The organism is Diaphorobacter sp. MNS-0 (genome assembly GCF_019602835.1).
GTDB lineage: Bacteria > Pseudomonadota > Gammaproteobacteria > Burkholderiales > Burkholderiaceae_C > Diaphorobacter > Diaphorobacter nitroreducens.
The window spans coordinates 1360693-1381862 of record NZ_CP080761.1; the positions used below are offsets into that span (position 1 = coordinate 1360693).

General features: G+C 66.1%; 23 protein-coding genes and 2 pseudogenes. 6 read left to right on the top strand and 19 right to left on the bottom strand.

From position 1 onward, the window contains the following. Nucleotides 1–6 precede the first annotated feature (6 nt). Entirely contained in the window at nucleotides 7–2631 is a 2625-nt protein-coding gene (locus K2L43_RS06530) for an AAA family ATPase (protein WP_011804675.1), read from the top strand. A gap of 40 nt (nucleotides 2632–2671) precedes the next feature. On the opposite strand, the gene K2L43_RS06535 is transcribed toward K2L43_RS06530, so the two are convergent. The 7 genes from K2L43_RS06535 to K2L43_RS06565 are packed head-to-tail and all read right to left on the bottom strand — an operon-like array spanning nucleotide 2672 to nucleotide 8672. Continuing rightward, nucleotides 2672–3421: a TIGR03747 family integrating conjugative element membrane protein gene (locus K2L43_RS06535; RefSeq protein ID WP_023108453.1), complete on the bottom strand. Its 750-nt coding sequence runs from the start codon at nucleotides 3419–3421 to the stop codon at nucleotides 2672–2674. Further along, on the bottom strand, nucleotides 3418–5610 hold the full coding sequence (gene traD, locus K2L43_RS06540) for a type IV conjugative transfer system coupling protein TraD (protein ID WP_220638724.1): 2193 nt from the start codon (nucleotides 5608–5610) through the stop codon (nucleotides 3418–3420). Before traD ends, K2L43_RS06535 begins: the two co-directional genes overlap by 4 nt. Before the next feature lie 4 nt (nucleotides 5611–5614). Further along, a complete protein-coding gene (locus tag K2L43_RS06545) occupies nucleotides 5615–6163 on the bottom strand; it encodes an integrating conjugative element protein (RefSeq protein WP_196995167.1) in 549 nt (182 codons plus the stop codon). Continuing rightward, nucleotides 6160–6750 carry a transglycosylase SLT domain-containing protein gene (locus tag K2L43_RS06550; protein WP_196995168.1) on the bottom strand — a complete coding sequence of 197 codons (591 nt, stop codon included), beginning with the start codon at nucleotides 6748–6750 and terminating at the stop codon, nucleotides 6160–6162. The genes K2L43_RS06545 and K2L43_RS06550 overlap by 4 nt, the downstream gene beginning before the upstream one ends. Continuing rightward, a complete protein-coding gene (locus K2L43_RS06555; protein ID WP_011804680.1) occupies nucleotides 6732–7457 on the bottom strand; it encodes a TIGR03759 family integrating conjugative element protein in 726 nt (241 codons plus the stop codon). The genes K2L43_RS06550 and K2L43_RS06555 overlap by 19 nt, the downstream gene beginning before the upstream one ends. 16 nt (nucleotides 7458–7473) lie before the next feature. Continuing rightward, nucleotides 7474–8109 carry a hypothetical protein gene (locus K2L43_RS06560; protein WP_011804681.1) on the bottom strand — a complete coding sequence of 212 codons (636 nt, stop codon included), beginning with the start codon at nucleotides 8107–8109 and terminating at the stop codon, nucleotides 7474–7476. After that, nucleotides 8106–8672 (bottom strand): PilL N-terminal domain-containing protein, encoded by a 567-nt coding sequence (locus tag K2L43_RS06565; protein WP_011804682.1) that lies wholly within the window; start codon nucleotides 8670–8672, stop codon nucleotides 8106–8108. The genes K2L43_RS06560 and K2L43_RS06565 overlap by 4 nt, the downstream gene beginning before the upstream one ends. A 150-nt stretch (nucleotides 8673–8822) precedes the next feature. Between K2L43_RS06565 and K2L43_RS06570 the strand changes: the two genes are divergently transcribed. Genes K2L43_RS06570 through arsH form a run of 5 tightly spaced genes read left to right on the top strand, consistent with a single transcriptional unit; the run spans nucleotide 8823 to nucleotide 11899 of the window. After that, nucleotides 8823–9161 carry a helix-turn-helix transcriptional regulator gene (locus K2L43_RS06570; protein ID WP_220638725.1) on the top strand — a complete coding sequence of 113 codons (339 nt, stop codon included), beginning with the start codon at nucleotides 8823–8825 and terminating at the stop codon, nucleotides 9159–9161. A 2-nt stretch (nucleotides 9162–9163) separates the two neighbouring features. Next, nucleotides 9164–9658 carry an arsenate reductase ArsC gene (locus K2L43_RS06575; protein ID WP_011804684.1) on the top strand — a complete coding sequence of 165 codons (495 nt, stop codon included), beginning with the start codon at nucleotides 9164–9166 and terminating at the stop codon, nucleotides 9656–9658. Between the two features lie 10 nt (nucleotides 9659–9668). Then, nucleotides 9669–10745 (top strand): ACR3 family arsenite efflux transporter, encoded by a 1077-nt coding sequence (gene arsB / locus K2L43_RS06580; RefSeq protein WP_011804685.1) that lies wholly within the window; start codon nucleotides 9669–9671, stop codon nucleotides 10743–10745. Nucleotides 10746–10761: 16 nt separating this feature from the next. After that, nucleotides 10762–11184 carry an arsenate reductase (glutaredoxin) gene (gene arsC, locus K2L43_RS06585; RefSeq protein WP_011804686.1) on the top strand — a complete coding sequence of 141 codons (423 nt, stop codon included), beginning with the start codon at nucleotides 10762–10764 and terminating at the stop codon, nucleotides 11182–11184. Continuing rightward, on the top strand, nucleotides 11177–11899 hold the full coding sequence (arsH, locus tag K2L43_RS06590) for an arsenical resistance protein ArsH (protein ID WP_023108446.1): 723 nt from the start codon (nucleotides 11177–11179) through the stop codon (nucleotides 11897–11899). The genes arsC and arsH overlap by 8 nt, the downstream gene beginning before the upstream one ends. A 58-nt stretch (nucleotides 11900–11957) precedes the next feature. On the opposite strand, the gene K2L43_RS06595 is transcribed toward arsH, so the two are convergent. The 12 genes and pseudogenes from K2L43_RS06595 to K2L43_RS06650 all read right to left on the bottom strand — a co-directional run. Then, entirely contained in the window at nucleotides 11958–14237 is a 2280-nt protein-coding gene (locus K2L43_RS06595) for a helicase-related protein (protein WP_033986397.1), read from the bottom strand. Between the two features lie 136 nt (nucleotides 14238–14373). Continuing rightward, complete coding sequence (locus K2L43_RS06600) at nucleotides 14374–14679, bottom strand: hypothetical protein (RefSeq protein ID WP_011804740.1); 306 nt, start codon at nucleotides 14677–14679, stop codon at nucleotides 14374–14376. An 89-nt stretch (nucleotides 14680–14768) separates the two neighbouring features. Next, on the bottom strand, nucleotides 14769–15089 hold the full coding sequence (locus tag K2L43_RS06605) for a hypothetical protein (RefSeq protein ID WP_003098896.1): 321 nt from the start codon (nucleotides 15087–15089) through the stop codon (nucleotides 14769–14771). A gap of 50 nt (nucleotides 15090–15139) precedes the next feature. Continuing rightward, complete coding sequence (locus K2L43_RS06610; RefSeq protein ID WP_254917107.1) at nucleotides 15140–16273, bottom strand: DUF6094 domain-containing protein; 1134 nt, start codon at nucleotides 16271–16273, stop codon at nucleotides 15140–15142. A gap of 40 nt (nucleotides 16274–16313) precedes the next feature. Then, nucleotides 16314–16961 (bottom strand): hypothetical protein, encoded by a 648-nt coding sequence (locus K2L43_RS06615; protein ID WP_003098901.1) that lies wholly within the window; start codon nucleotides 16959–16961, stop codon nucleotides 16314–16316. A 76-nt stretch (nucleotides 16962–17037) separates the two neighbouring features. Continuing rightward, a complete protein-coding gene (locus tag K2L43_RS06620; protein ID WP_003098905.1) occupies nucleotides 17038–17298 on the bottom strand; it encodes a hypothetical protein in 261 nt (86 codons plus the stop codon). 16 nt (nucleotides 17299–17314) lie between these two features. After that, complete coding sequence (locus K2L43_RS06625) at nucleotides 17315–17722, bottom strand: hypothetical protein (RefSeq protein WP_011804742.1); 408 nt, start codon at nucleotides 17720–17722, stop codon at nucleotides 17315–17317. A gap of 106 nt (nucleotides 17723–17828) precedes the next feature. Continuing rightward, complete coding sequence (locus K2L43_RS06630; RefSeq protein ID WP_023108442.1) at nucleotides 17829–18170, bottom strand: hypothetical protein; 342 nt, start codon at nucleotides 18168–18170, stop codon at nucleotides 17829–17831. 92 nt (nucleotides 18171–18262) lie between these two features. Beyond that, entirely contained in the window at nucleotides 18263–18952 is a 690-nt protein-coding gene (locus K2L43_RS06635) for a DUF3275 family protein (protein ID WP_011804693.1), read from the bottom strand. A 56-nt stretch (nucleotides 18953–19008) separates the two neighbouring features. Further along, complete coding sequence (locus K2L43_RS06640) at nucleotides 19009–19938, bottom strand: DUF3577 domain-containing protein (protein ID WP_011804694.1); 930 nt, start codon at nucleotides 19936–19938, stop codon at nucleotides 19009–19011. 397 nt (nucleotides 19939–20335) lie between these two features. Beyond that, a pseudogene (locus K2L43_RS19030) lies at nucleotides 20336–20699 on the bottom strand (XF1762 family protein); the annotation flags it as partial. A 141-nt stretch (nucleotides 20700–20840) separates the two neighbouring features. Continuing rightward, a pseudogene (locus K2L43_RS06650) lies at nucleotides 20841–21143 on the bottom strand (DUF3085 domain-containing protein); the annotation flags it as partial. Between the last annotated feature and the right edge of the window lie 27 nt (nucleotides 21144–21170).

The following is a 21170-nucleotide window of genomic DNA, read 5'->3' on the forward strand; positions in this document are numbered from 1 at the left end:
GTCGCTGTGGCAAGCATACGTTCGGAGTACCACCGGTTCCTGGCGCACTTGACGCAGCGGCACGTGCACGACGACGTGCGCCGGCTGGCGCACCTGGTGCTCGATCACCTGCAGCCACTGGCCGAGGTCGGTGCTGCACGCCGGGGGCGCTCCACGCGCTTGGCGCCGCTGGCCATCGCGCATCTGGCGCAGATGCCTGTCGCCTACGACGGGGACGCGCGCGGCCCCGAAAACGGGCCGGCGCTCGGGCGACTGCACCAGCTCGAAGTCGGGCCGTTTCGAGGATTCATGCGGCAGGAGACGTTCGACCTCAGCCATGACATCACCTTGGTCTACGGTGCCAACGGCACCGGCAAGAGCAGCTTCTGCGAAGCCTTGGAAGTGGCGATGCTCGGTTCGATCAGCGAAGCGCAGGCCAAGCGGGTCGACCAGCGGACGTACTGCAACAACGCTCGCCTGCGCCGCCACATCGCGCCAGTCCTGTCGTCTACGGCGGCGGGCGAAGCGCAGGCCGTCCAGCCCGACGAAGCTGAGTATCGCTTCTGCTTCATCGAGAAGAACCGCCTCGACGATTTCGCCCGAATCGCCGCGCGGACCCCGAGCGATCAGCGCCAGCTCATCGCCACCCTGTTCGGCGTGGACCAGTTCAGCGAGTTCGTGCGCGGCTTCAACCCCTCGCTCGATCAGGACCTGATGCTTGCCGGCGTGCAGGCGGCGCAGCTGGCGCAGCGTCGCCTGCAGTTGGCGAACTCCGAACAGACCATCGCCGCCTACCCGCAGAAGATCGCAGCGGTCGAGGGCCTGGAACAAGCTTTGGCGCAGCGCATGTCACCTGGCGCGACCTATCAAACCTGCGTGGACTGGCTGCTGGGTACGCCGCAGCAGCAAGGACGGCTACCGTATGTCCAGGCTCAGCTGGACGCCAACCCGCCTGCCATTCACGAGGTGACCCAGGCCCGCCTGCAAGCGTTGCTGGCAGAGGCCTACCGCGTCCAGGGACTGTGGCAAGCGTCTTCCGCGCAACTCGCGGCCCGCGCCGGCGAGGTGTCGTACGCGAAGCTCTACGAGGCCGTGCAAGCGTTAGCGGACGGGGCGACCGCGTGTCCGGCATGTGGAACCGGACTGGCCGCCGTGGCGCAGGACCCGTTCGCCAGGGCGCGAATGGGCCTGGAGCAGCTCGCGCAACTGGCCGTCCTGCAGCAGCAAGAGGCCGGGCATCGGACGCAGTTGAGCGAGGCGGTCCGAGCGCTGTGGGACGAAATGCGCCGCGTGGTGGCGGCGGCTGGGGTCGCTTGTCCTGCCGAATCGCAGGCCGCGGGCCTGCCACTGCTGCCTCCCACGTCGGCGGGCAATTGGCTCGGCGGCTGGGTGAATGGGGACCAGCGCGCCTGGCAAGCCCTCTTACGGATCGCACAGATCATCGAAGGCTTCGACGCGCAGGCGCGCGACGTGAATGCCCAGCGCGGCGCGATGGCCCAGGAGCGGGACCGCCTGCAACAGCATCAGCTGGAGATCGAACGGCTGCGGACCATGCGCACGACTGCGGATCAGGAGCTGGCGGCCGCCCGCCAAACCGTGGCCCAGTTCGACGACGCGAACCGCGGCCTAATCCAGGCGGCCACGGACGAAATGCCGGTGGTGGTGCACCATCAGCGGGTCAAGGCCGCCTACGACGGCTTCCTACCCGAGATTCAGGCATACCTGACCGCTCTGCCGGGGGTTCTGCTACAGGGGCTGGGAGACCAAGCCCGCCATCTCTACAACGCATTCAACCGGGCCGATCCGCCCGGCGATCTGCTGCACGCGCTGTGGTTGCCCGTGGCCGAGAACGGCAAGATCGAGGTGGAGTTCGCCGGCGAGCCGGGCGTGCGCTACGACGCGTTGATCGTCTTCAGCGAAGGGCACATCAAATGCTTGGGTCTGGCGATTCTGCTTGCCAAGAACCTCGCGCAGGGCTGCCCCGTGGTCATCTTCGATGACGTCGTCAATGCGATAGACGACGACCATCGCGATGGCATCTGGCGTACCTTCTTCGAGGACGGTTTGCTCCACGGCAAGCAGGTTATCCTCACCTCGCACGCAGAGGAGTTCCTGCACCGCATCCAGCAGGAGTTGGGCGTGCGCCGCGCCGCGGCCATCAAGCGCTACAAGTTTCTCCCGCATCAGGGAGAGCACGAACTGCGGGTCGACAGCGACCCGCCAGCGAAGAACTATGTTCTTCTGGCCCAGCAGGCGTTGGCGGCTGACGAGAAACGCGAGGCACTGCGCCAGGCCCGGCCGGCGCTGGAGAGTCTGACGGACCGCCTGTGGACGTGGCTGGGTCGGCGGGCGGACGGCCGGATCGACATCAAGCTGAGCGGGCCCCGCGCGCCTTGGGAGCTGAACAATAAATGCACCAAGTTGCGGTCGGCCGTCGAGCGTATCGCGGCGCAACATGCGGGTGCGCCGGATGCCGTAGGGGCGTTGGTCAGGCTGCTCAATGTCAGCGGTACGAGTATTGAATGGGGTTACCTCAATAGCGGTGTGCACGACGCTCAGCGCGATCATGAGTTCGATCGGGCGACGGTAAGAACGGTCGTCGAGGCGGTTACGGCGTTGGATGCTGCTCTTGATACCCTGCAGAACCGATGAACGGCACACGGCTTTGCAGAGCAGTGCCGCCCGTGTCACCTCATAAGTACTTCTTGAAGCTGCCTGCGGTCAGGCTGACTGCCATCCCCAGCAACGCCGCGCTGGGCAGCAGGATGACCAGAGGATGCACCGATATGGGCAGAGCGAGATAGGTGACCCAAGGCAGCACGGCCAACGGCATCAGGCTGGCCTTCGCGCGGTGGTAGATGAAGCCGGATTCGCGGCCGGCGCCGAACCGGCGCACATCCCGTCGCACCAGGCCGTCAATCAGGCCGACGAATGCCGCCGTGAGGATCAGGGGCAGCGTGAGCACCAGGACCAGCAGGCGCACCAGGAAGGTGAGCGTCGTGAAGGCCGCAGCGATCAGGTAGCTTTCGGCCCAGACATAGACTTGGCTGATGTAGTAGCGGAAGTTGCGGCTCTGCCCGTGGCTGGCCGAGCGGACGCGCTCGGCGGTCTGGCTCATGCGCTCCAGCAACCCCGAGCGCACGAACACCCACTCGTACCCGGTATCCACCAGCTCGTGCGCCGTGCGCCCCGGCTCCTGCACGACCACGCTGCGCGTGAAGTGGTCGGACAGGTGCCCGAGTTCGTACTGCAGCATCTGCTGGGAGTGGCGCCAGCCCTGGTCCTTCCAGAACAGGTGCATGCCGACGCACTCCACCGCGATCGAGAACAGCAGCGAGCCAATGAGCACCCCGAGCAGCCGGAACGGTAAGGTGATGGTGCCGACGATCAAGCCTTGGCGTTTGTTCTGCTCCCGCTGCGCGGTCGAGGCGGCATCCTTCATGGCACGGCCTCGTTGTCCGCGCCATCGTCGGCGCCGGTGGCCACCGCGCCGGGCTCGGCCGCAGCGGCATCGTCAAGCAGGTCGTCGGGCAAGGCCGGATCCTGCAAGGCCGACGAGCTGGTGAACTCCCACCACTGCGTGGCCTCGCTGTAGCTCTGGCGCATGTACCCGGCCAGTTGCTGCAGGTCCGCCGGCATCACTTCATCCGCGTCCGGCGCCGGCAGCGGCATGCGTACCTTCCAAAGCTGGCCGCCCTGCAGCAGCGCGAAGCACTGGCCCTTGGGCAGGCCGACGACGTGTGACGGCTCGATCATCGGCACGCTGGACATGCTGATGCGGTCCTGGGTGTTCGACGTGAAATCCGTCGCGCCGCGGATGTCTGAGCTGTCCGTCGCGCCCGAGACGATGGTAGTCGTATAGACCTCGACCTTCGGCAACTGCCTCGTCAGCAGTTCCGCGGTGGCCGTCTCGCGCACGCGCAACATGAACAGGTTGTTGAAATTCCCGATCACTTGGCCGGCCTTCGCGCGATTGCCGATGCGGGCCTCGATGTCCGAGAGCGTTTGCGTGTAGGCGGTGACTTGCAGGCCCGCGCCACCGCCCTTGTTGATGAGCGGAATGAACTCGTCACCCATCAATTCATTGAACTCGTCCGCATGCACGTTGATCGGCACGCGCGCACCAGCCGATGCACCCGGCAGTCCATCGTCGATCCCGTGCTTGTAGATGTGGCCTGCGACCGAAACCAGGTCGGAGAACATCGAATTGCCGACCGCCGCGGCGACCTCGGCATCGGACAGCGCATCCAGGCCCACATAGACGACGGCTCGCTTCCTGATCACCTGCATCCAGTCGAAGATCGGCCGTGGGTCGGCCAGGTCGGAGTAGTTCGGCGCCAGGAGCTGGGCGATCTTGCCGCTGGTGAGCTTTTCCAGCAGCGGCAGAAGCGATGCAACGATCTTGTCGAAGTAGGTCTTGTCGTAGCGGACCGCCGAGCGCAGCCCGTCGAGCACCGGGTCGTAGTTGCGCGCCTGGGAGAGGTACTGCTCCAGCGCCACCACGCGCTTCTCGCGCCCGATCATGTTCCTTGGGATGTTCTTCTCGTTGAGCTTGGCCTCGATCTGGACGATCACCTCCCAGGCCTTGGGCTCCGTCTTGGCGAAGTAGTGCTGGGCGTACTCGATGAACAGCGCGTCGATGTTGATGACGTGGCGCTGGATCAGCATGTAGTCCGGGCGCTGCCCCAGTTCCACCAGGGCGCGGGCGATGATGTTCACGAAGCGCCATGCGAACTCGCGGAACGCCGCGCTGTTGCCTTCGCCGGAGAGCTGCCCCGCCACCCGGGTCGCCACTTCGCTGATGCGGCCGAAGCGGCCCACCGCGTTGTAGCGTGCCGAAATGTCCGGCCAGCCCAAGTGGAAGACGTAGAACTCGCCTTCGCGGCCAGCGCGCTGGTCTTCGACGTACATCCGCTTCAAGAGATCGGCATCCCCCTTGGGATCGATGACGATGACGACCTCATGCTCGCCGGCAGCATTCCTGCGGCGGATGTCCTGCGTGACGAACAACTCGGCCAGGCGCGTTTTGCCCACCCGCGTGGTGCCCAGCACCAGCGAGTGGCCGACGCGCTCGCCCAGCGGCAGGCTGACATCCACCTCGTCGGGTTCGATGCCGTGCAGGCGCGGCAGGCCACCGACAGGCGGCAACGGGCGCACGGGGTTGAAAGGCACGTCCCAGCCGGTGAGCTTCGGCAGGCGCGAGAGCGGCAATGGCGCGAATTCCAGCCGTTCCTCCAGGCGCCTGGCCAGGCGGTAGGCCGGCGTCGGCTCGACGTAGCGGCGGAACTCGGGCCGGTACGTCTGCATCAGCCGATGCGTGTGCTTCTGCTCCCAGAGAAAGCCGCGCCCCACGAATAGGCGCTGCTGGCTGACCGGCACGTCCTTGCTGGTCATCACGTACCGCGGCAGACGGCGGATGTTGCGCCGGTAGCGCAGGATGATGCGGGCATCGCGGTAGCGGATCGCGCCGTAGGCGCCGAACGCCAAGGCGCTGCCGATGCCCATGGCCGGGCTCAGCGCGAGCGACCATGGGGCCACCAGGCACAGAAACGCGGCGCCTGCACACGCCGCGACGGTGTATAGCTCCACCGCTGGGCGTAGCAGAACCTCGACCGGCTGTTTGCCTGACATGGCTTCATTGCTCGATGCCGGTGGCCGTGATCAGCGCCGGGTAGTGCCGCAGGCCCAGGCGATCGGCCAGGTCGTCGCCGGCCACGGGCGCGAGCGGTACGCCAGGCACCAGGGCGCGCAGCCGCGCCAGGCCCTGCGCGGTCTCGACGTTGACCACCAGGCCGACCACGCCGCGTTCACGCAAAGCGGCGGCGCGGCGCTGCAACCAGGCCCGGGAAGCCTCGTCGTCGCCGATGACCACGAACGGCCGCAGGCCGGGCGCTTCGATCACCCGTCGCGCGACGGTGCCGGGCGTGAGCTTGGCGCTGCGCACCGGCAGCATCGCGGCTTCGTCCGCTGGCGTGGCGGGAACCCGGGGCGTCGGGATGGGCGGCCGCGCCGGTGCGTTGGCGCGCGGCTGCAGGTTCAGGGCTTCGTAGTACGGCAGCGCCGACGTGCCGCCGCGGTCCTCGACAACGATCAGTGGCTCGCCGGCACGCGAGGCCAGCGGCAGGCCTGACAGCAGCATGAGCAGGCCCGTGAACGCGAGATGGGCGGGATGGGGTTTCGTCATGGGGAGGTCTCCTGGCGCGCCGCGAGGACCGCGGCGGCTGGTCGCGTGCCCTGCACGCGGGCAAGGTGGCGCGACACGCTGCGCCGATAGCGGGCGGCGGGCTCGCCGCCTGCGGGGCGGTGGTAGCGGCCGATCGCCAGCAGCCAGTCCTCGCCGGGGGTGTGCTGCTCCTTCAGGATCTCGGCGGCAACGGCCAGGTTGCGATACGGATCCAGCAGGTCGCACGCGCCGGTAAAGCGGTGCTTGTGGTAGCCGAGGTTGATCTGGCCCAGGCCCGCATCAATGCGCGTGTGCGGCGTGGCGCGCATCGCCTGCTGCAGGTCAGCGCAGGCGTCGGCGCGCGTGGCGAAGCGGCGCGACTGGCCGGCGACGTTGAGGGACCACGGCCACGGCACCAGGCGCCCGTTGCGCCGGATGCCGCTCTCCTGCAAGGCCACGGCGTAGAGCACGGTCGAGGGGATGCCTGCGCGCTGGGCGGCAAGCTGGTAAGCCGGTGGCGGAACCTCCTGGGCCAGGGCGGCAACGGCATACAGGCCGGCAGTGAGCACCAGTGCGCGCAGGGGCATGGCTACGGCTGGCGCTGCCATTGGCCATTCACTTCGCGCACGGCGGCGGGCAGATCGCCGGGCAGGCCCAGCGACAGCCAGCGGCCGCCGTCGTGGTTGAGCGTGATGCTGCCGGCGCGCACGCGCGCCGGATCGACGTTCGCGCGCTTGGCCCAGTCGCGGATGCGCGCATCGTCCTGGCGGCTGCCGACCATGTAGAGGTCGAACTCGGCGCCCGAGGATTGCAGGCGCTGCACGAGTTGCCCGCAGGCCGCGCAGCCGTCCTTGACGAACACCGCCGTGCGGCTACTGCCGCGCACGCCTGCGGCGGTCGGCAGATCATCGGGGAGGTTCACTCGCTGCATGCCGGGGTTCAGGCGCTGCCACGCTTCGTCGTAGGCGCGCTGGTAGGCAAGCAACTTCTCGACGCGCCTTGCCTCGGCTTTCACCTGCATTTCGGCGTAGCGGCGCCGCTCTTCATCGGAGCGAGCCTCGACGCCCAGCGCGGAAAGCGGGTCCAGGTTGGGCGAGTAGATGCCCAGCGGCCCCTCCATCAGTTCGCGGTAGCGCGCCCACTCCTGCGGTTGCAGTCCCCAGTCGCTCGCCACGCGGTCGTCCAGGATGCGGCCGATCACGGGACGCTCCTGGCTCTGGGCATTGCGGGACTGGGCCGTGGCGGGCTGCTGCGCCCAGACGGGCAACTGCGCTGCGGCCAGCAGGAACAGGGTGAGCAAGATCGAGGGCTTCATGGCGGGACGGTCTCCGTCAGGGAATCGCCAAACGGCGGGTCTGCTCGCCGGCCTGGAAGACGGCGGTGTTGCCCTCGATCGCCTGCAAGCGCCACGGGCCGACCGCATCGCCGGGCAGCAGCACGTGAACCTGGTCGGCAGTGAACTCGCCCGTCGCTGGTGCAACGGAAAGGCTGCGCTGGCCGGCTCGCAGTTCGGCACCCACGATGCGGAGCGGCAACGGGAAAGGCTCAGGTTTGGCGGCGGCCTTGCTTGGTGAGCGCGGCTGCGCAGGCACAGCGGCACGAACCGTCGCTTGGCGAGCCTTGGCCTGCTCGACCTCGGCGCGCAGGGCCTGAAGGTCGTCGTTGGAGGCATGGCCGCCCAGCGCCTGTTCAACCTGCGCGATGCGGGCTTCCAGCGCCTGCCGGATGTGCTGCAATTCCGCCGCGGTTGCGGTAGCCGGCCGCTGCTGTACGGTCTCGGTCAGCCCGACCACCTGTGCTTCGAGCTGCTGCAGGCCGGAATCCACCCGTTCCTGGTCGGCCAGGCCATTCATCGCCTGGTGGTTCAGGGCAACGAAGACGCTCAGGCCGATCAGCCAAAGCCAGAGCAGGCTCTGCACGATCACGGCGGCGGTCGAGCGCTGGGAAGGCCGTGGTGCGTTGTTCATGGCTGACCTCCCGCGAGCGGGAACGTCTGCACCGCCTCGGTGGCGAGTGGTTCGGGAACCGGATCGGCATCTGCATCGCGGCCGTGCCGCTCGAAGCAGACCTGTCGCGTCCGGTCATCGGCGTGCAGGTCCCAGGCCGGGCCGGCAAGGGTGAGTAGCGCATCGCGCAAGGTCATAGGGCCGAGGTGCAGATGTGCCGCAGGCAACGGCAGCGCGTACAGCTCGATCACGGCATGCGCGGTCTCGCAAAGGCCATAGCCGCTGCGCTTGAGCACATGCCGCAGCCCGTCGCCAACCGTGGCGCGGGCATCCTCGGGCATGGACACGTCGATGGTCTGCAACAGCAGGTCGCGCTGCGCCGCCGTGGGTGCCAACTCGACCAGGGTGTAGCGGCCGTAGCGCACGACCGGGATGTACTCGGGCGCCTCGGGTTCGGGCGCGGCCGAGACTTCCTCGATGGCATCGGGTGCGAGCGGCGCCGTGGTGGTCGCGCAGCCGCTGGCCAAGGCTGCGGCCAGGAGGCCGGCGCCGACCAGGTGCCGGGATACATGGATTGCGGGCATGGCATCGGCTCTTCTGTTGCGATGCCGATACCTTGGCCGCGCGCGGCGGCGCGGTCAGTCAGGAATGCGAACTCGGAGCTACCCGCTTTTGCAGTCCAACACATAGCGCAACCCGCAAACCCAACCGTGGTTTGCACATTGATTCAATACTTGTTGTATTATCGAATCATGCAAGAAGATCAAGCCATTTCCGCCTTAAACGCCCTGGCTCACACCCAGCGCCTGCGCGTGTTCCGCGCCTTGGTCGTTGCTGGGCCGGGCGGACTGACCCCGAGCACGCTAGCCGACCAGCTCGACGTGGCCCGCAACACCTTGTCGTTCCACTTGAAGGAGCTGGCCCATGCTGGCCTCGTCAGCATCGAGCAGCAGGGTCGCAACCTGATTTATCGCGCCGAGTACGGCCGCATGGACGGTCTGATCGGTTACCTGACCGAGCATTGCTGCCAAGGTGGCGTATGCGAGGTTTCTCCATCCAAGACCTGCTGCTGACCATGACCGATACCACTTACAACGCCTTGTTCATCTGTACGGGCAATTCGGCCCGCTCCATCCTCGCCGAAGGCATCCTCAACGACATAGGCCAGGGGCGGTTTCACGCCTGGTCGGCAGGCAGCCATCCGAAAGGCGAGGTTCACCCGCTGGCGCTCGCTACGCTAGAGCGGCTGCACCTGCCGACAACGGGCTACCGCAGCAAGAGCTGGGACGAATTCTTGAAGCCCGATGCGCCGGTGTTCGATTTCATCTTCACTGTCTGCGACAACGCCGCCGGCGAGGCCTGTCCGCTGTGGCCGGGCAAGCCGGTTTCGGCGCATTGGGGCGTGCCTGACCCGGCCGCGGTGGAAGGCACCCAGGAACGACAAAGCAAAGCATTCTTCGACACCGCCATGACGCTGCGCCGACGCATCGAGTTGTTCCTGTCGCTGCCGATCAAAAGTCTCGATGCCATGTCGTTGCAGCGCGAATTGCGCGACATCGGCCGTCAGTGAGGCCCGCGCGATGAGTGCAACCAATACCGCCGGCACCGCGCCCGCAAACTCCGCGATGAGCGGTTTTGAGCGTTACCTGACGCTATGGGTGGCGGTGTGCATCGTCGCCGGCATCGCGCTCGGCCAGTTCGCGCCCGCCGCATTCCAGGCCATCGGCCGCATGGAGATTGCCCAGGTCAACCTGCCGGTCGGCCTGCTGATGTGGGTAATGATCATCCCCATGCTGCTGAAGGTGGACTTCGCCGCGCTCGGCCAGGTGCGCCAGCATTGGCGGGGCATGGGGGTCACCCTGTTCATCAATTGGGCCGTCAAGCCGTTCTCAATGGCGCTGCTGGCGTGGATCTTCATCCGCCACGTCTTTGCCGACTGGCTGCCCGCCGATCAGCTCGACAACTATATCGCCGGCCTGATCCTGTTGGCTGCTGCACCGTGTACCGCAATGGTTTTCGTTTGGAGTCGGCTGACTGGCGGTGATCCGGTATTTACGCTGTCGCAAGTGGCCTTGAACGACACCATCATGGTGTTCGCCTTCGCACCCATCGTCGGCCTGCTGCTGGGCCTGTCGTCGATCACGGTGCCGTGGGACACCTTGCTGGTGTCGGTGGGTTTGTACATCGTCATTCCGGTCATCCTGGCCCAGCTCTGGCGCCGGGCGCTGCTGAGCAAGGGGCAGGCCGTGTTCGATCGAACACTGGAACGCATCGGCCCGTTGTCCATCGCCGCGCTGTTGCTGACGCTGGTGCTGCTGTTCGCCTTCCAGGGCGAGGCCATCATCCGGCAGCCGCTGGTGATCGCCATGCTGGCGGTGCCGATCCTGATCCAGGTGTTCTTCAATTCCGGTCTGGCGTACTGGCTCAACCGCCAGGCGGGCGAAAAGCACTGCGTCGCGGGGCCATCCGCGTTGATTGGTGCCAGCAACTTCTTCGAGCTGGCCGTGGCCGCCGCCATCAGCCTGTTCGGCTTCCATTCCGGCGCAGCACTCGCAACAGTGGTCGGCGTGCTCATCGAGGTGCCGGTCATGCTGCTGGTGGTGCGCGTGGTCAATCGCTCACGCGGCTGGTACGAACGCCGCGCGACCACTTCGTAATCTCCAAGAGGCATCCATGAGCACCATCACGATCTACCACAACCCAGCCTGCGGCACCTCGCGCAACGTGCTGGGCCTGATCCGCAACAGCGGCGAGGAACCGACCATCATCGAGTACCTGAAAACGCCGCCCGACCGCGACACGCTCCAGGCGCTGATCGCGGCGATGGGCGTTCCGGTGCGAGACGTGCTGCGCGAGAAAGGCACGCCCTATGCCGAACTCGACCTGGGCAACCCGAAGTGGAGCGACGACGACCTGATCGGCTTCATGCTCCAGCATCCCATCCTCATCAACCGGCCTATCGTGGTCACGCCGCTAGGCACGCGCCTGTGCCGGCCTTCGGAAGCCGTGCTCGACCTGCTGCCGCAGCCGCAGCGCGGCGCGTTCAGCAAGGAAGACGGCGAACCGGTGGTCGATCAGGATGGCCGCCGTGTCTGAATCCCGTCTCGACCTGCCGAACATCGACGCGGCGCTGTTCCAGCAATCGGACACCGAACACCTGTTCGCGCCGGCACGGGTCACGCACGCGCCGCGCTTCCTGCTGCTCTACGGCTCGCTGCGAGAACGCTCGTTCAGCCGCCTCGCCGCCGAAGAAGCGGCGCGCATCCTGCGGGCGCTGGGCGGCGAGACCCGATTGTTCAATCCGTCCGGCCTGCCGCTGGTGGACGATGCGCCAGCCGATCACCCCAAGGTGAAGGAACTGCACGAACTGGTGCAATGGGCCGAAGGCATGGTGTGGAGTTCGCCGGAGCGCCACGGCGCGATGACCGGCCTGATGAAGACGCAAATCGACTGGATTCCGCTGTCGGTCGGCGCGGTGCGCCCGACCCAGGGCAAGACGCTGGCAGTGATGCAGGTATCGGGCGGCTCGCAGTCCTTCAACGCCGTCAACCAGATGCGCGTGCTGGGCCGCTGGATGCGGATGCTGACCATCCCGAACCAGTCCTCGGTCGCCAAGGCGTACCAGGAGTTCGACGAGGCCGGGCGCATGAAGCCCTCGGACTATTACGACCGCATCGTGGACGTAATGGAAGAACTGATGAAGTTCACGCTGCTCACGCGCGACGCGGTCCCCTATCTGGTGGATCGGTACAGCGAGCGCAAGGAGAGCGCTGAATCACTGTCCAGGCGTGTACGGCAAGGTGCAATTTGACGCTGCGAGGCGCTGAAAAAAAGCCGACGACCTCTCGGTCGTCGGCATTGCGTGAAGTTCAGGCGGCGACCAATTGCCGGGCCAGTGCGACCTCGACGGAATCACCGTCCTGGTTGAGTACATCCAGCCCGGATTCGGGCACGTCGCCCGAGGTGGACTGCGAGACCATGATCTTCTTGGCCATCAGCTCCAGGCAGGTCATCTGCGAGGAACCGGAGTAGCCGAGGTAGATCACGCGCACCGGCTGCTTCTGCCCGATGCGCCAGGAGCGGCGTGCCGCCTGCTGGAGCGAGTACACGTTGTAGCCCGACTGCATGAATACGATCGTCGGGAAGTCCAACAGGTCCAACCCCGTCTTGACCAATTCGGGATTGGTGATGAGCACGTCGATGCCACGATCCAGTTGCTCCGCAATCCAGTCTTCGCGACGGCTGGCATCCACGCTTGCGCGCAGCACCGCCACCCGAAAACCTTCCTGCTCCAGCAGCACCTTCAACCGGCTGGTCGTGTCGCGTGTGCCGGTATAGACCGTGTAGGCCAGGACCTTGCGGCCCTGGGCCTTCTCTTCCTTGCAGATCTCGATCAGCTCACGCTCCTTGGGGCTGATCTCGAACTCGTTGAACTGAGCCGGGACGAACGCCAAGGTGTTGCGCGTGCGCGGATGCACCACGGTTTCCGACCGGAAGCAGCAATCCGGCCAGGCCAGCAGCACGTTGAGCACCACCCCCAGCAAGGTCGTATCGCGTCGCGCCAGAGCCTGTTTCAACTCCGCGGTCAGCCGACCCGCCAGATCGCGGTAGGCCGCGGCTTGCGCCGTGTCCATTGCGACCTCACGGAACTCTTCGTCATACGGCGGAAGCACGTTGCCGCCGATGTCTCTGAGCTTCAGGAAGATCGTGAACGGCAGGATGCAGCGCAACACGCCCTTGGGGCCGAAGCCTGGGGCCTTGACCGTTCTGACACTGACTTTCGTGCCTTTCGCGGTCTTGTGCGCCGTGCCGGTGCTCTCGGAATAAATGTCCTTCAAGACACCGTGATCGCGCATGAACGCCATCGCGGCCGAGGTCATGCTGCCGCTCGTGGTCGGGCGGTAGCCGTCTTCGATCATCCGCCCGGGAAGGGCTCGGAACAGCAGGTAGAACAGATCGTCGCCGTAGCCGCCCATCAGCGTGCCGGTCAGCAGCAAGGTCTTGCGAGCCTTCGCTGCCAGCACGCCCATGGCCTGGCCTTGGGCACTGCCACCGTTCTTGTACTCGTGGGCCTCGTCGGCGATGAGCAGGTCGAACGTGCCTTGCGGCAGGTAGCGTTTGATGAACTCGGACGGCTGGTAGCCGCCCTCGCCAAAGCCAAACTCCATATTGGCCATAGCGCGTTCCATGCGCGTAGCCTGGCGGTCGGAAAACACCAGCTCGCCGTTGCCGTCCATGAGGTTGATGAACTCATGGATGTTGTCGCCCAGCATCGACGCCAGGAACCCGTCACCGAACTTCTGCATCAGCTTCTGCGCAGTGACTTGCCCGATGGTCGGGATGCGCTTCAAGGCTTTCAGCACGGCCGAGGACTGGTCGCTGCCGGACAGGCTGCGCGGGCGGATCAGCGTCCACAGGGGCGCGGCGCAATGGCTGCACTTCCTGCGGTACTCCTCGGCTTCGAGCGCGACCGGGTTGACCGGCTCGCCGTCGAGGTCGGTGATGACCGTGCCGCAGTCAGGGCACGCTGCCACGTCGCCATGGCGGGTGCGCCGCGTGGTGAAGACGGGCTTCCAGTGGAATCCCATCCGCATCCGCACGCGCCCCAGGACAAAGAACTCCTGGCCCGTGGGCTGCACACCCAACTGCTCGCGCAGCTTGATGAGTTTGACCAGCGTATCCGGGCCGTTGAGCACCCAGACCTTGGCGCCTGCCACCGTCTCCTGGATCTCACGCCGCCACTTGTAAACAAGGTGCGGCGGCGAAAGTACCAGGGTGCGGCAGTAGCCTTCGGCGTTGAGAACGGCGGCCGTGGCGATGCCAACGGTCGTCTTGCCGCAGCCCATTTCGCCATTGACGATCGCGGCGCGTTCGCCACGGTCGATCAGCAGCTCGGCGGCGGCATGGACGACTTCGGCCTGAGCCTGGAACAGCTTGCGCTTGAGGCTGGCGACGACGAGTTGGCGATGCGCCTGCGGTTGGCCGGTATAGACCGGCGGGTTGGCGCGGTTGAGCGAGTCGAGCAGTTCGTCGCCGAACTCACCGACGAAATCCTGAAGGCTCAGGGTCAGAGGGGATGATTCCGCGTCGAGCAGTTCGCCCTGTACGGGCGCGGCGTCAGCGGCAGTGGTTTCGAGATCGAGGGACATGGTGATGCTCCAATGAAAAATGGGGCATGCACCACCCCCAGCGGGGCAATGGCACGCCCCGTGATGGGAAGTACATCGGCGCGCGGCCGAAGGTGGTTGAAGATGCTGGCCTGAGTGGCCTGCGGGTGAACCGTGCTCAGTCTTCGGACGGCAGCACGATGGCGGTGACACTGCGCCCCGCATCGGTGATGATGCGAATGGCGAGTCCCGGGTGGATCACATAGTGCGATTCCAGCGACGCGCCCGATTGAAGTGCAACGCCGTTGGCGTGCCATTGGTAGACGTTGACGTCACCCCAGTCGCCACGGGTGTGGCGCCTGAAGTACGGAATCGGGTCCAGGCGACCCGCGCGGACAAGGCGATCAATGCCTCGGCTGAAGATGAGCGCCCCGATGGGGAACGCCAGCCTCTGGCAGTAGGTTTCGATGCGATGCGATGCCATGGGCTCCTCCTTGAAAGGCTATTGAGCCACGACACCCCTGGCGGAGTGAAGTGGCTCCGTCAAGTGGATGGGATGACGAGGCGGCGCCTTCAGATCAGGTCGCGCTCTTCGGGAAGCTGGACCACCGTGGTCTGGTGGTCTTCGCTGGTCTTCACGAGCAACACCAGTTCCGGCGTGATCCGGTACTGGGAGATCATCAGGTTGTCCTGTTGGATTGCGACGTCGTTGGCTTGGCGGGTGGCCTCATCGATCTCGCCCCAGTCCCCGCGCACATGGCGCTGGACATAGGCCAAGGGGTCGATCAGGCCTCGCCGAGCCAGCCAATGCACCTTCTCGCTCAACTTCAACGTACTCGGTGCGAACAAGGGTTGCTTGCGCGGCGCAGGCCGCTTGAATGGATTGGGGAACATGGTGTTTCTCCTTCGAGGTGGTACAGCAGGACGGCAGCGCGTCCGGTGGATCAGCGGATGGTCAACACCTCGCCCCGTGTCGGGGAGCCAGGCGTCATGTCCCACGCGCGGATGACAGGCACGAACTTGTCGGTGAGGATGCGTGTCTCGGCGATGGAGCCGTCTTCGCGTTCGGTGAATTCCCGCTGGAGCGTCTTGTCCTTGTGGGTGTCACCTTTGACGACGAGCACGCGCCCCGTCTGGGAGCGCACGACGCCGGAGATCGCGCCCGCGGCCAGAGCCAGGGCGAGATGCCAGTGGGACAAGGCCCGCGCCGGTGGACGCAGCGACTGCTGCGCGGTCCCCAAGTGCGTGTCCAGCGACGGCCAAAGGCCTTGCAGCCGGCCAACCTCGTCGGCGAACTGTTCGGGCTCCATCGTCACGCGGAAGAAATGCTCCGGCTCGGCCGGACTGGCGGGGACGATGTACGGCAGGAACGGCCATTCGCTCGGCAGTTCCTCGGCTTCGACTTCGCCAAGCCCAACCTGCAGCAGCAGATTGCGCACGGCCTTGACGCCATCGGGTGCCAGCTCCCGCTGACGGACCCGGCGGCCGAAGATCACCACCTGCTTGAACTGCGTTTCCACCGCTCGGTAGATACGCAGATCGGTGTAGTGGCGCGTCAACCAGCCGACCAGCTCCGCGTCGAGCACGTAGCCGGGGACGATGAAGACCAGCACGCCGCCGTATTGCAACAGCGACAGCGAACGCTGATAGAACAGCTTTTCGAGGCGGGCACGGCCCTGGCCCTGATAGCCGATGTTGCCGTTGACGTCCTTGGACAGGTCGCCATACGGTGGATTCAGCCACAGTAGTCCGAAGGACTGCTTGGAGATCATCGTGTCCATCAGGTCCGCGTGCAGGCAGTGATCGACCAGGCCGCGGGCATGGCGCGCCCGCTCGGCGTCGAATTCGACGGCGAACGCCTTGGTCTGTTCGCGCCCGAGGGCATGAGAGGCTTCGGCGATTGCCACGCCTTCACCGGCGCAGGGATCGAGGATGCACATCGGCCCGTCGCTGGGCATCAGTGCGTTGAGGGCTCTTTCGAGCGTGGGTTCGTCGGTCGGGTAGTACCCATTTTTGGCGAAATTGCGGGCGAGCCGCGGGAACATGAGAGCCATGGAAGTCTCCTGGTTGGCGGGGATGAATGACGGAAGCACGCCAAGGCGTGCCTCCGAGGGTGGGTCAAGCCGCTACCGCTTCCGGCGTCCAAATCTTGGCCGGATAGGGATAGGCGGTGAGCGCGTCACTGCGGATCAGGGAGCCCAGCGCCAAGCTCAGCGCCGGCACGTCGATGGCGAGCCGATGGCCTTCCAGCGGCCCGAGGGCGAACGGAAGGCGGGCCAGCATCTCGCGGCTTTGCAGCAGTTCCAGCACGGTCTCGCGCCAGTGGTCGAGCAGCGGCAACGGGCAGGTGTCCCGCACCAGCATCCACAGGCGGTCAAGCCGGTGGGCGCTGTCACGTGGCAGCAGTGCCAATGCGCTGGCGTTGGCCTTGTCGGGCTTGACGCAGCGCCGGTCGAACAGCCACACGTTGGACAGCGAACCGAACAGCGTTCGCCGGTAGGCGCGCGTGATGCGCTTTTCCAGGCGATCGACGTTGCCGATGAATACCGGGACGCTGCCGCCCTGGTCGGTGATGACGTGGAACTGGTCCAGTCCCTGCTCGTCGCGCCCGAGGGTCAGGCGTGCAAGGAACTGCTGGACGGCGGTGTCCCGCGCCCAGATGGACAGGAAGATCAGGTTGCCCTGGTCATCGCCGACGCAGGCGTCGGCCATCACGTCCGGGCATTCGTCGATGCGGTACAGCGTGGAAGAAGTGTTTGCGGGCATGGTGGTGTCCTCGGATGAACGGGAACAGCACCGCCCGCTGGGGCAAGTACTGCCCCAGGGGGTGGAAGAAAACCGCTCAGTCCGGCTCGAACTGTTGGGTGTGCGGATTGAAGTGAAGCGCCTCGTCCACCGCGGTGATCGGCGTGAAGCCGTCCAGGTAGATGTTGTTGAGGTACTGGTCGCGGTAGGTCAGCGCCTGCCGTGCCTGCTCCTCGGTGAGGCCGTTGTCGATGAAGTACCCCAGCATTTCCTCGTCGGAGGAAACTTCGTCGTTGGACAAACTGCCTTCAACGAGCTTCAACAGCGAGAGCGGGAGTGCAGCCAGGATCGGGTCCATGTCGGTTCCTCCTGGCTCAGGCCAACAGCGCCGCGGCGGGTGCCGTGACAGCCGTGGGTGTGCGCCGCCGGGCGTGGTAGGCGCGAACGCCTGCACGCCAGTCGGCGGACTGCTCCGGTGCGAGGTCCAGATAGGACAGCGGGCACGAGTAATAGTACGGATGCATGGACTCTTCCAGCGGCTTGTAGCCCCACTGGTTGCCGCTGCGTTCCAGCAGATCGCAGCGGATGTAGCGCAGGGACTGGCCCGGCGCGAGATCACGATGCACACCTTCGACCTTGGCGGTCAGTTCGACCACGGACCACAGCACGTTGCCGCGCAATGCGTGAGCGATAACCTTCGCGCTGACGCGCTCGGTCTGCTGTGGTGCGATCAGTTCCGCGATCAGTTCAGACCGCGATTGGGGAGAGAAATACCAGCCCATGAGAGGCCTCCTCGAAAAGTTGAGCTGGAGGCCTCCCCGTGGGGAAGAACCCCCAGTGGGTGATGGAATGCCGCAGGTGCAGCGAAGGAAAACCTATGCCTTGGCCTTAGTCCCAGTCGTCATCGTCGCGATCACAACCGGCCGGGCAGCAGCCGAACTCGATCCCATGCGAGCAATAGCCATGCTCCGCATTCCAGTCCTGGGTTTCCTGCCGTTCGGCAGGTGTTGCGTAGTCCCATTCCTGGGCCGCGATTTCGAGAGCCTGAGCACGTTGCTCATCCGGCAAACGATTGGCCTGTGCGTCGATCGCCGAACTGAAGAGCGTCACGTAGTGGTCGTAGGACAAGCCGCAACCGCGCTGGGCGTGTGCGGCGGCCGCCTTGCAGAGTTCCCGCCACGCGGGTTCATCCAACGTTGAACGCGGGGTATCGCAAGCGATGGTGAACATAATGGGGACCTCCAGAAAATGGCCAGGGCCTCCCCCGCATGGGGAAGGAACCCCGGCAGGTGGATGAAGAACACCGCGCATGCGGCGTCTGCTCACGCAGCTTGTGGTTCGGCCTGGCGGCTCCACTCCTGCGTCTTGAAGTCCAGCGCGTAGCCCAGCTCGCCCAGGCGGGCGATCTGCGCGCGCAGGGTGCGGCGGTCGATGGTCGAATCCAGTTTCACGGACTCGCCCAGCGGCCACAGCAGGCCGAACAGCGCGGCGTCACCGTCTTCGGTGCTGCCGGGGGCAGCGGCCGCAGCAGGCGGTGGCGCATCCACGCCGAAGGGCGTGGTATCGACCAGCGGGTCCGCGGACGCCTGCACGGGTGCGGGCTTGGCAGGCCTGGATGCCTTGGCGGGCTTGGCCGGCGTTGCCGCAGGCTGCGCCCCTTGCTCTTCATCGAGCGGATCGACGTCCTGGGTGGCGAAGCTGCGGGCTTCGTCGCGGCTCAGTTTGTCGATGCCATTGAGCGTCATCCCGTCGAGGCTGGCGCGGATCTCGAACCGCATGCCGCCCCCGACCGGGTAGGACTTCGGAAAGATGTAGCGGATCACAAACTCCCCGTCGTATTTCCCTTCGGGGTACTGCTCCAGTTCCGGGTCTTTGACCTCGAACGTACCGAGGTGCGTCGCGAGGCGGCCGACCGTGAACGGGCCGTTCTTGCCGCGAATGGTGCGCAGCGTGAGCTGGCCGGGGACGACGATGGGCGCGACCGATTTCTCGGGTGCCGGTGTGGCTGCCATGATGGTTCTCCTTGAAGAATAGGAAAAAGCAAGGCCCCGTGAGGGGCCATGTCGGATCAGAACGAAGCAGCCAATGCCGGCTCCTGCTCCTCGACTTGCGCCTCGGGCTCGCGCTCGGCGGGCTCGGCAGGCTGGTCTGCAGCGGGGTCGGCAGCAGTGTCGATGGCTTCGTCGGCTTCGGACGCGGATGCGTCTTCGGCCGGCGACGCCTCGGCTTGCGCCTGGCTCGTCGGATAGACCTGGGTACCGTCGATCTTGATGAGACCGATGTGGACCAGCGTCGATTCCAGGCTTGCGGCCGGTTCCCCGGCGTGCTCGCCCTTGGTGCGGATGTACGGATCGATCTTCATGTCGTTCAGACGGAAGGCGATCAGGACCTTACGGTCCCCCTCGATGGCCTGGACGCACCGGCGAGCCAGATGCTCGGCTTCCGGGGTGGCGACGATGATGTCGAAGTACCGATACTCCGGTTCATCGACAGGCCCGGCCAGTGCTGCGACCGTGCAAGAGAGGAACGAGTCGCCAGCCTTCGGGGTGACGTCCTTCACACGATTGAGATAGCCGATGCCGCGGGTGATCAGCTCGTGCTGCTCGATCGAAGCCAGTTCGGCCCGGTCGATCAGTTCGGCCTTGAGCAGTCGCGCCTTGAGGGACGCGGCGGCCTGACCCTTCTGCTCACCCTTGTCGCGGATGTACGCATCGCCCCACAGGTCACCGAGGCGAAAGCGCACCAGCGGGCGCTGCTTGGGATCGTCAACGCCGATGTAGCGCTGAACGAGCTTCTTGGCCTCGGCTCCCGAGACCTTGACGTCGAAGTAGCGGTAGCTGGGGTCCCGGGCGGGGCCGACCAGCGCGGCGATGGTGCAAGCCAGGAAAGGCTGCGCACGGCGGCCGCCCCGGACGGGCACTTCACGGACACGCTGGATGTAGCCGATGCCCGAGGTGTGGAGGTCGAAATACGATTTCTCGTTGGACGTGGTGTTCATGGTGAATCTCCATTGGGATGAAGCGGAGACACACCGGCCCACGCATGCGGGGAAGGTGCGTGACCCCGCGGTGGGTTGATAAGGCGAAAGCATCCGCCACCAGAGGCTGGTGGCCGCTCGCGGAAGGATGCGGTGCGAGCTGGCTCGGTCACGCAGTGGGAACTGCGCCGCAACCTCGAAGACCGATGGTTGCCTGGCATGTCGCTGACGACGTCAGCAGGCATGGGGCCAGCATGGCGGGGCCTCGCGCGCGCGGCAGCAATCAATCGGCACCCGGGCGCTTCCCTTTGTCCGCGCCACCCGGCGCCTGTCACAGGCACTTGGCGCCGCGCAGGTGCTCGGGGGTATCGGCGCGCGGACGGCCGGGACGGCTCCAGGCGCCGCCACCGCGCGCGCCGATCAGCCGCCAGCCGGCGGCGCGCAGGCTGGCGCCACCTTCGTCGGGCATGGTGTAGGTGAGCAGGCGTATGTAGCCCAGCGCCCTTGCCGCCTGCCAGGCCGCGCCGTAGAGCTTGCTGCAGGCGCTGGGTGTGCCGTCGGTGCACAGCCGCGTGACTTCCAGCGTCCAGGTGCCGCGCGACCGGGCGGCCGACAATGGCCACGCCGTGGATCAGGTCGCTGTCGCTCAGCGTGACGGCCAGGGCGAACTTCGCGCCCTGGACCGGGCGGTGGTGGCGATGGTGCGACAGAACGAATGCATTGGCCGTGCGCAGCGACACCGGTAGGAGGTGCAGCCTCGGCGAGGTCGATGGCGTGTTCATGCGGTTGTCTCCGGTGGCATGCCGGCGTTGTGGCCGGCGGGGCGTGCCTCGGCGGCTGGAGACAAACGCGCACGCGCGGCGATGGCGGCGGTGCGAACAAAAGAAGGCCCCCGATGCGGGGGCTGCGAGGCGGTTGCCGCGTCAGGCGGGAGGCACCACTGCTAAGGACAGGTGCGTGGCGGTGGCGGAAAGCACGAGATCGTCCGCCGAGTGCTGGAGGCGCGTGAACAGGCCGTCCTTCGGGTCGAAATACTCCGCGAAGTCATCGCCGCCCAGCTCGCGGCCGGCGAGGTGCCACCAGTCATCGAACGGGTCGGTGTCCGGGTTGCATCCGACGGCGTAGGCGAGCAGTGCCTGGCGCCCATCCGGGCGACGCTCCCCACGCTCGGCGAGGAAGTACACGCCCTGATCCTTGACCAGGACAATGCGGCACTGATTGGGGACGTCTCAGAAAACGGAAAAAATCGTACG

Coding starts and splice junctions, on each gene's coding strand:
- K2L43_RS06595 (WP_033986397.1), bottom strand. CDS start 14,237: ATGTCCCTCGATCTCGAAACCACTGCCGCTGACGCCGCGCCCGTACAG.
- arsB (WP_011804685.1), top strand. CDS start 9,669: ATGAGTGCAACCAATACCGCCGGCACCGCGCCCGCAAACTCCGCGATG.
- K2L43_RS06535 (WP_023108453.1), bottom strand. CDS start 3,421: ATGAAGGATGCCGCCTCGACCGCGCAGCGGGAGCAGAACAAACGCCAA.
- K2L43_RS06545 (WP_196995167.1), bottom strand. CDS start 6,163: ATGACGAAACCCCATCCCGCCCATCTCGCGTTCACGGGCCTGCTCATG.
- K2L43_RS06605 (WP_003098896.1), bottom strand. CDS start 15,089: ATGTTCCCCAATCCATTCAAGCGGCCTGCGCCGCGCAAGCAACCCTTG.
- K2L43_RS06640 (WP_011804694.1), bottom strand. CDS start 19,938: ATGAACACCACGTCCAACGAGAAATCGTATTTCGACCTCCACACCTCG.
- K2L43_RS06615 (WP_003098901.1), bottom strand. CDS start 16,961: ATGCCCGCAAACACTTCTTCCACGCTGTACCGCATCGACGAATGCCCG.
- K2L43_RS06565 (WP_011804682.1), bottom strand. CDS start 8,672: ATGCCCGCAATCCATGTATCCCGGCACCTGGTCGGCGCCGGCCTCCTG.
- K2L43_RS06635 (WP_011804693.1), bottom strand. CDS start 18,952: ATGGCAGCCACACCGGCACCCGAGAAATCGGTCGCGCCCATCGTCGTC.
- traD (WP_220638724.1), bottom strand. CDS start 5,610: ATGTCAGGCAAACAGCCGGTCGAGGTTCTGCTACGCCCAGCGGTGGAG.
- K2L43_RS06575 (WP_011804684.1), top strand. CDS start 9,164: ATGACCGATACCACTTACAACGCCTTGTTCATCTGTACGGGCAATTCG.
- K2L43_RS06600 (WP_011804740.1), bottom strand. CDS start 14,679: ATGGCATCGCATCGCATCGAAACCTACTGCCAGAGGCTGGCGTTCCCC.
- K2L43_RS06560 (WP_011804681.1), bottom strand. CDS start 8,109: ATGAACAACGCACCACGGCCTTCCCAGCGCTCGACCGCCGCCGTGATC.
- K2L43_RS06550 (WP_196995168.1), bottom strand. CDS start 6,750: ATGGCAGCGCCAGCCGTAGCCATGCCCCTGCGCGCACTGGTGCTCACT.
- K2L43_RS06555 (WP_011804680.1), bottom strand. CDS start 7,457: ATGAAGCCCTCGATCTTGCTCACCCTGTTCCTGCTGGCCGCAGCGCAG.
- K2L43_RS06625 (WP_011804742.1), bottom strand. CDS start 17,722: ATGGGCTGGTATTTCTCTCCCCAATCGCGGTCTGAACTGATCGCGGAA.
- K2L43_RS06620 (WP_003098905.1), bottom strand. CDS start 17,298: ATGGACCCGATCCTGGCTGCACTCCCGCTCTCGCTGTTGAAGCTCGTT.
- arsC (WP_011804686.1), top strand. CDS start 10,762: ATGAGCACCATCACGATCTACCACAACCCAGCCTGCGGCACCTCGCGC.
- K2L43_RS06630 (WP_023108442.1), bottom strand. CDS start 18,170: ATGTTCACCATCGCTTGCGATACCCCGCGTTCAACGTTGGATGAACCC.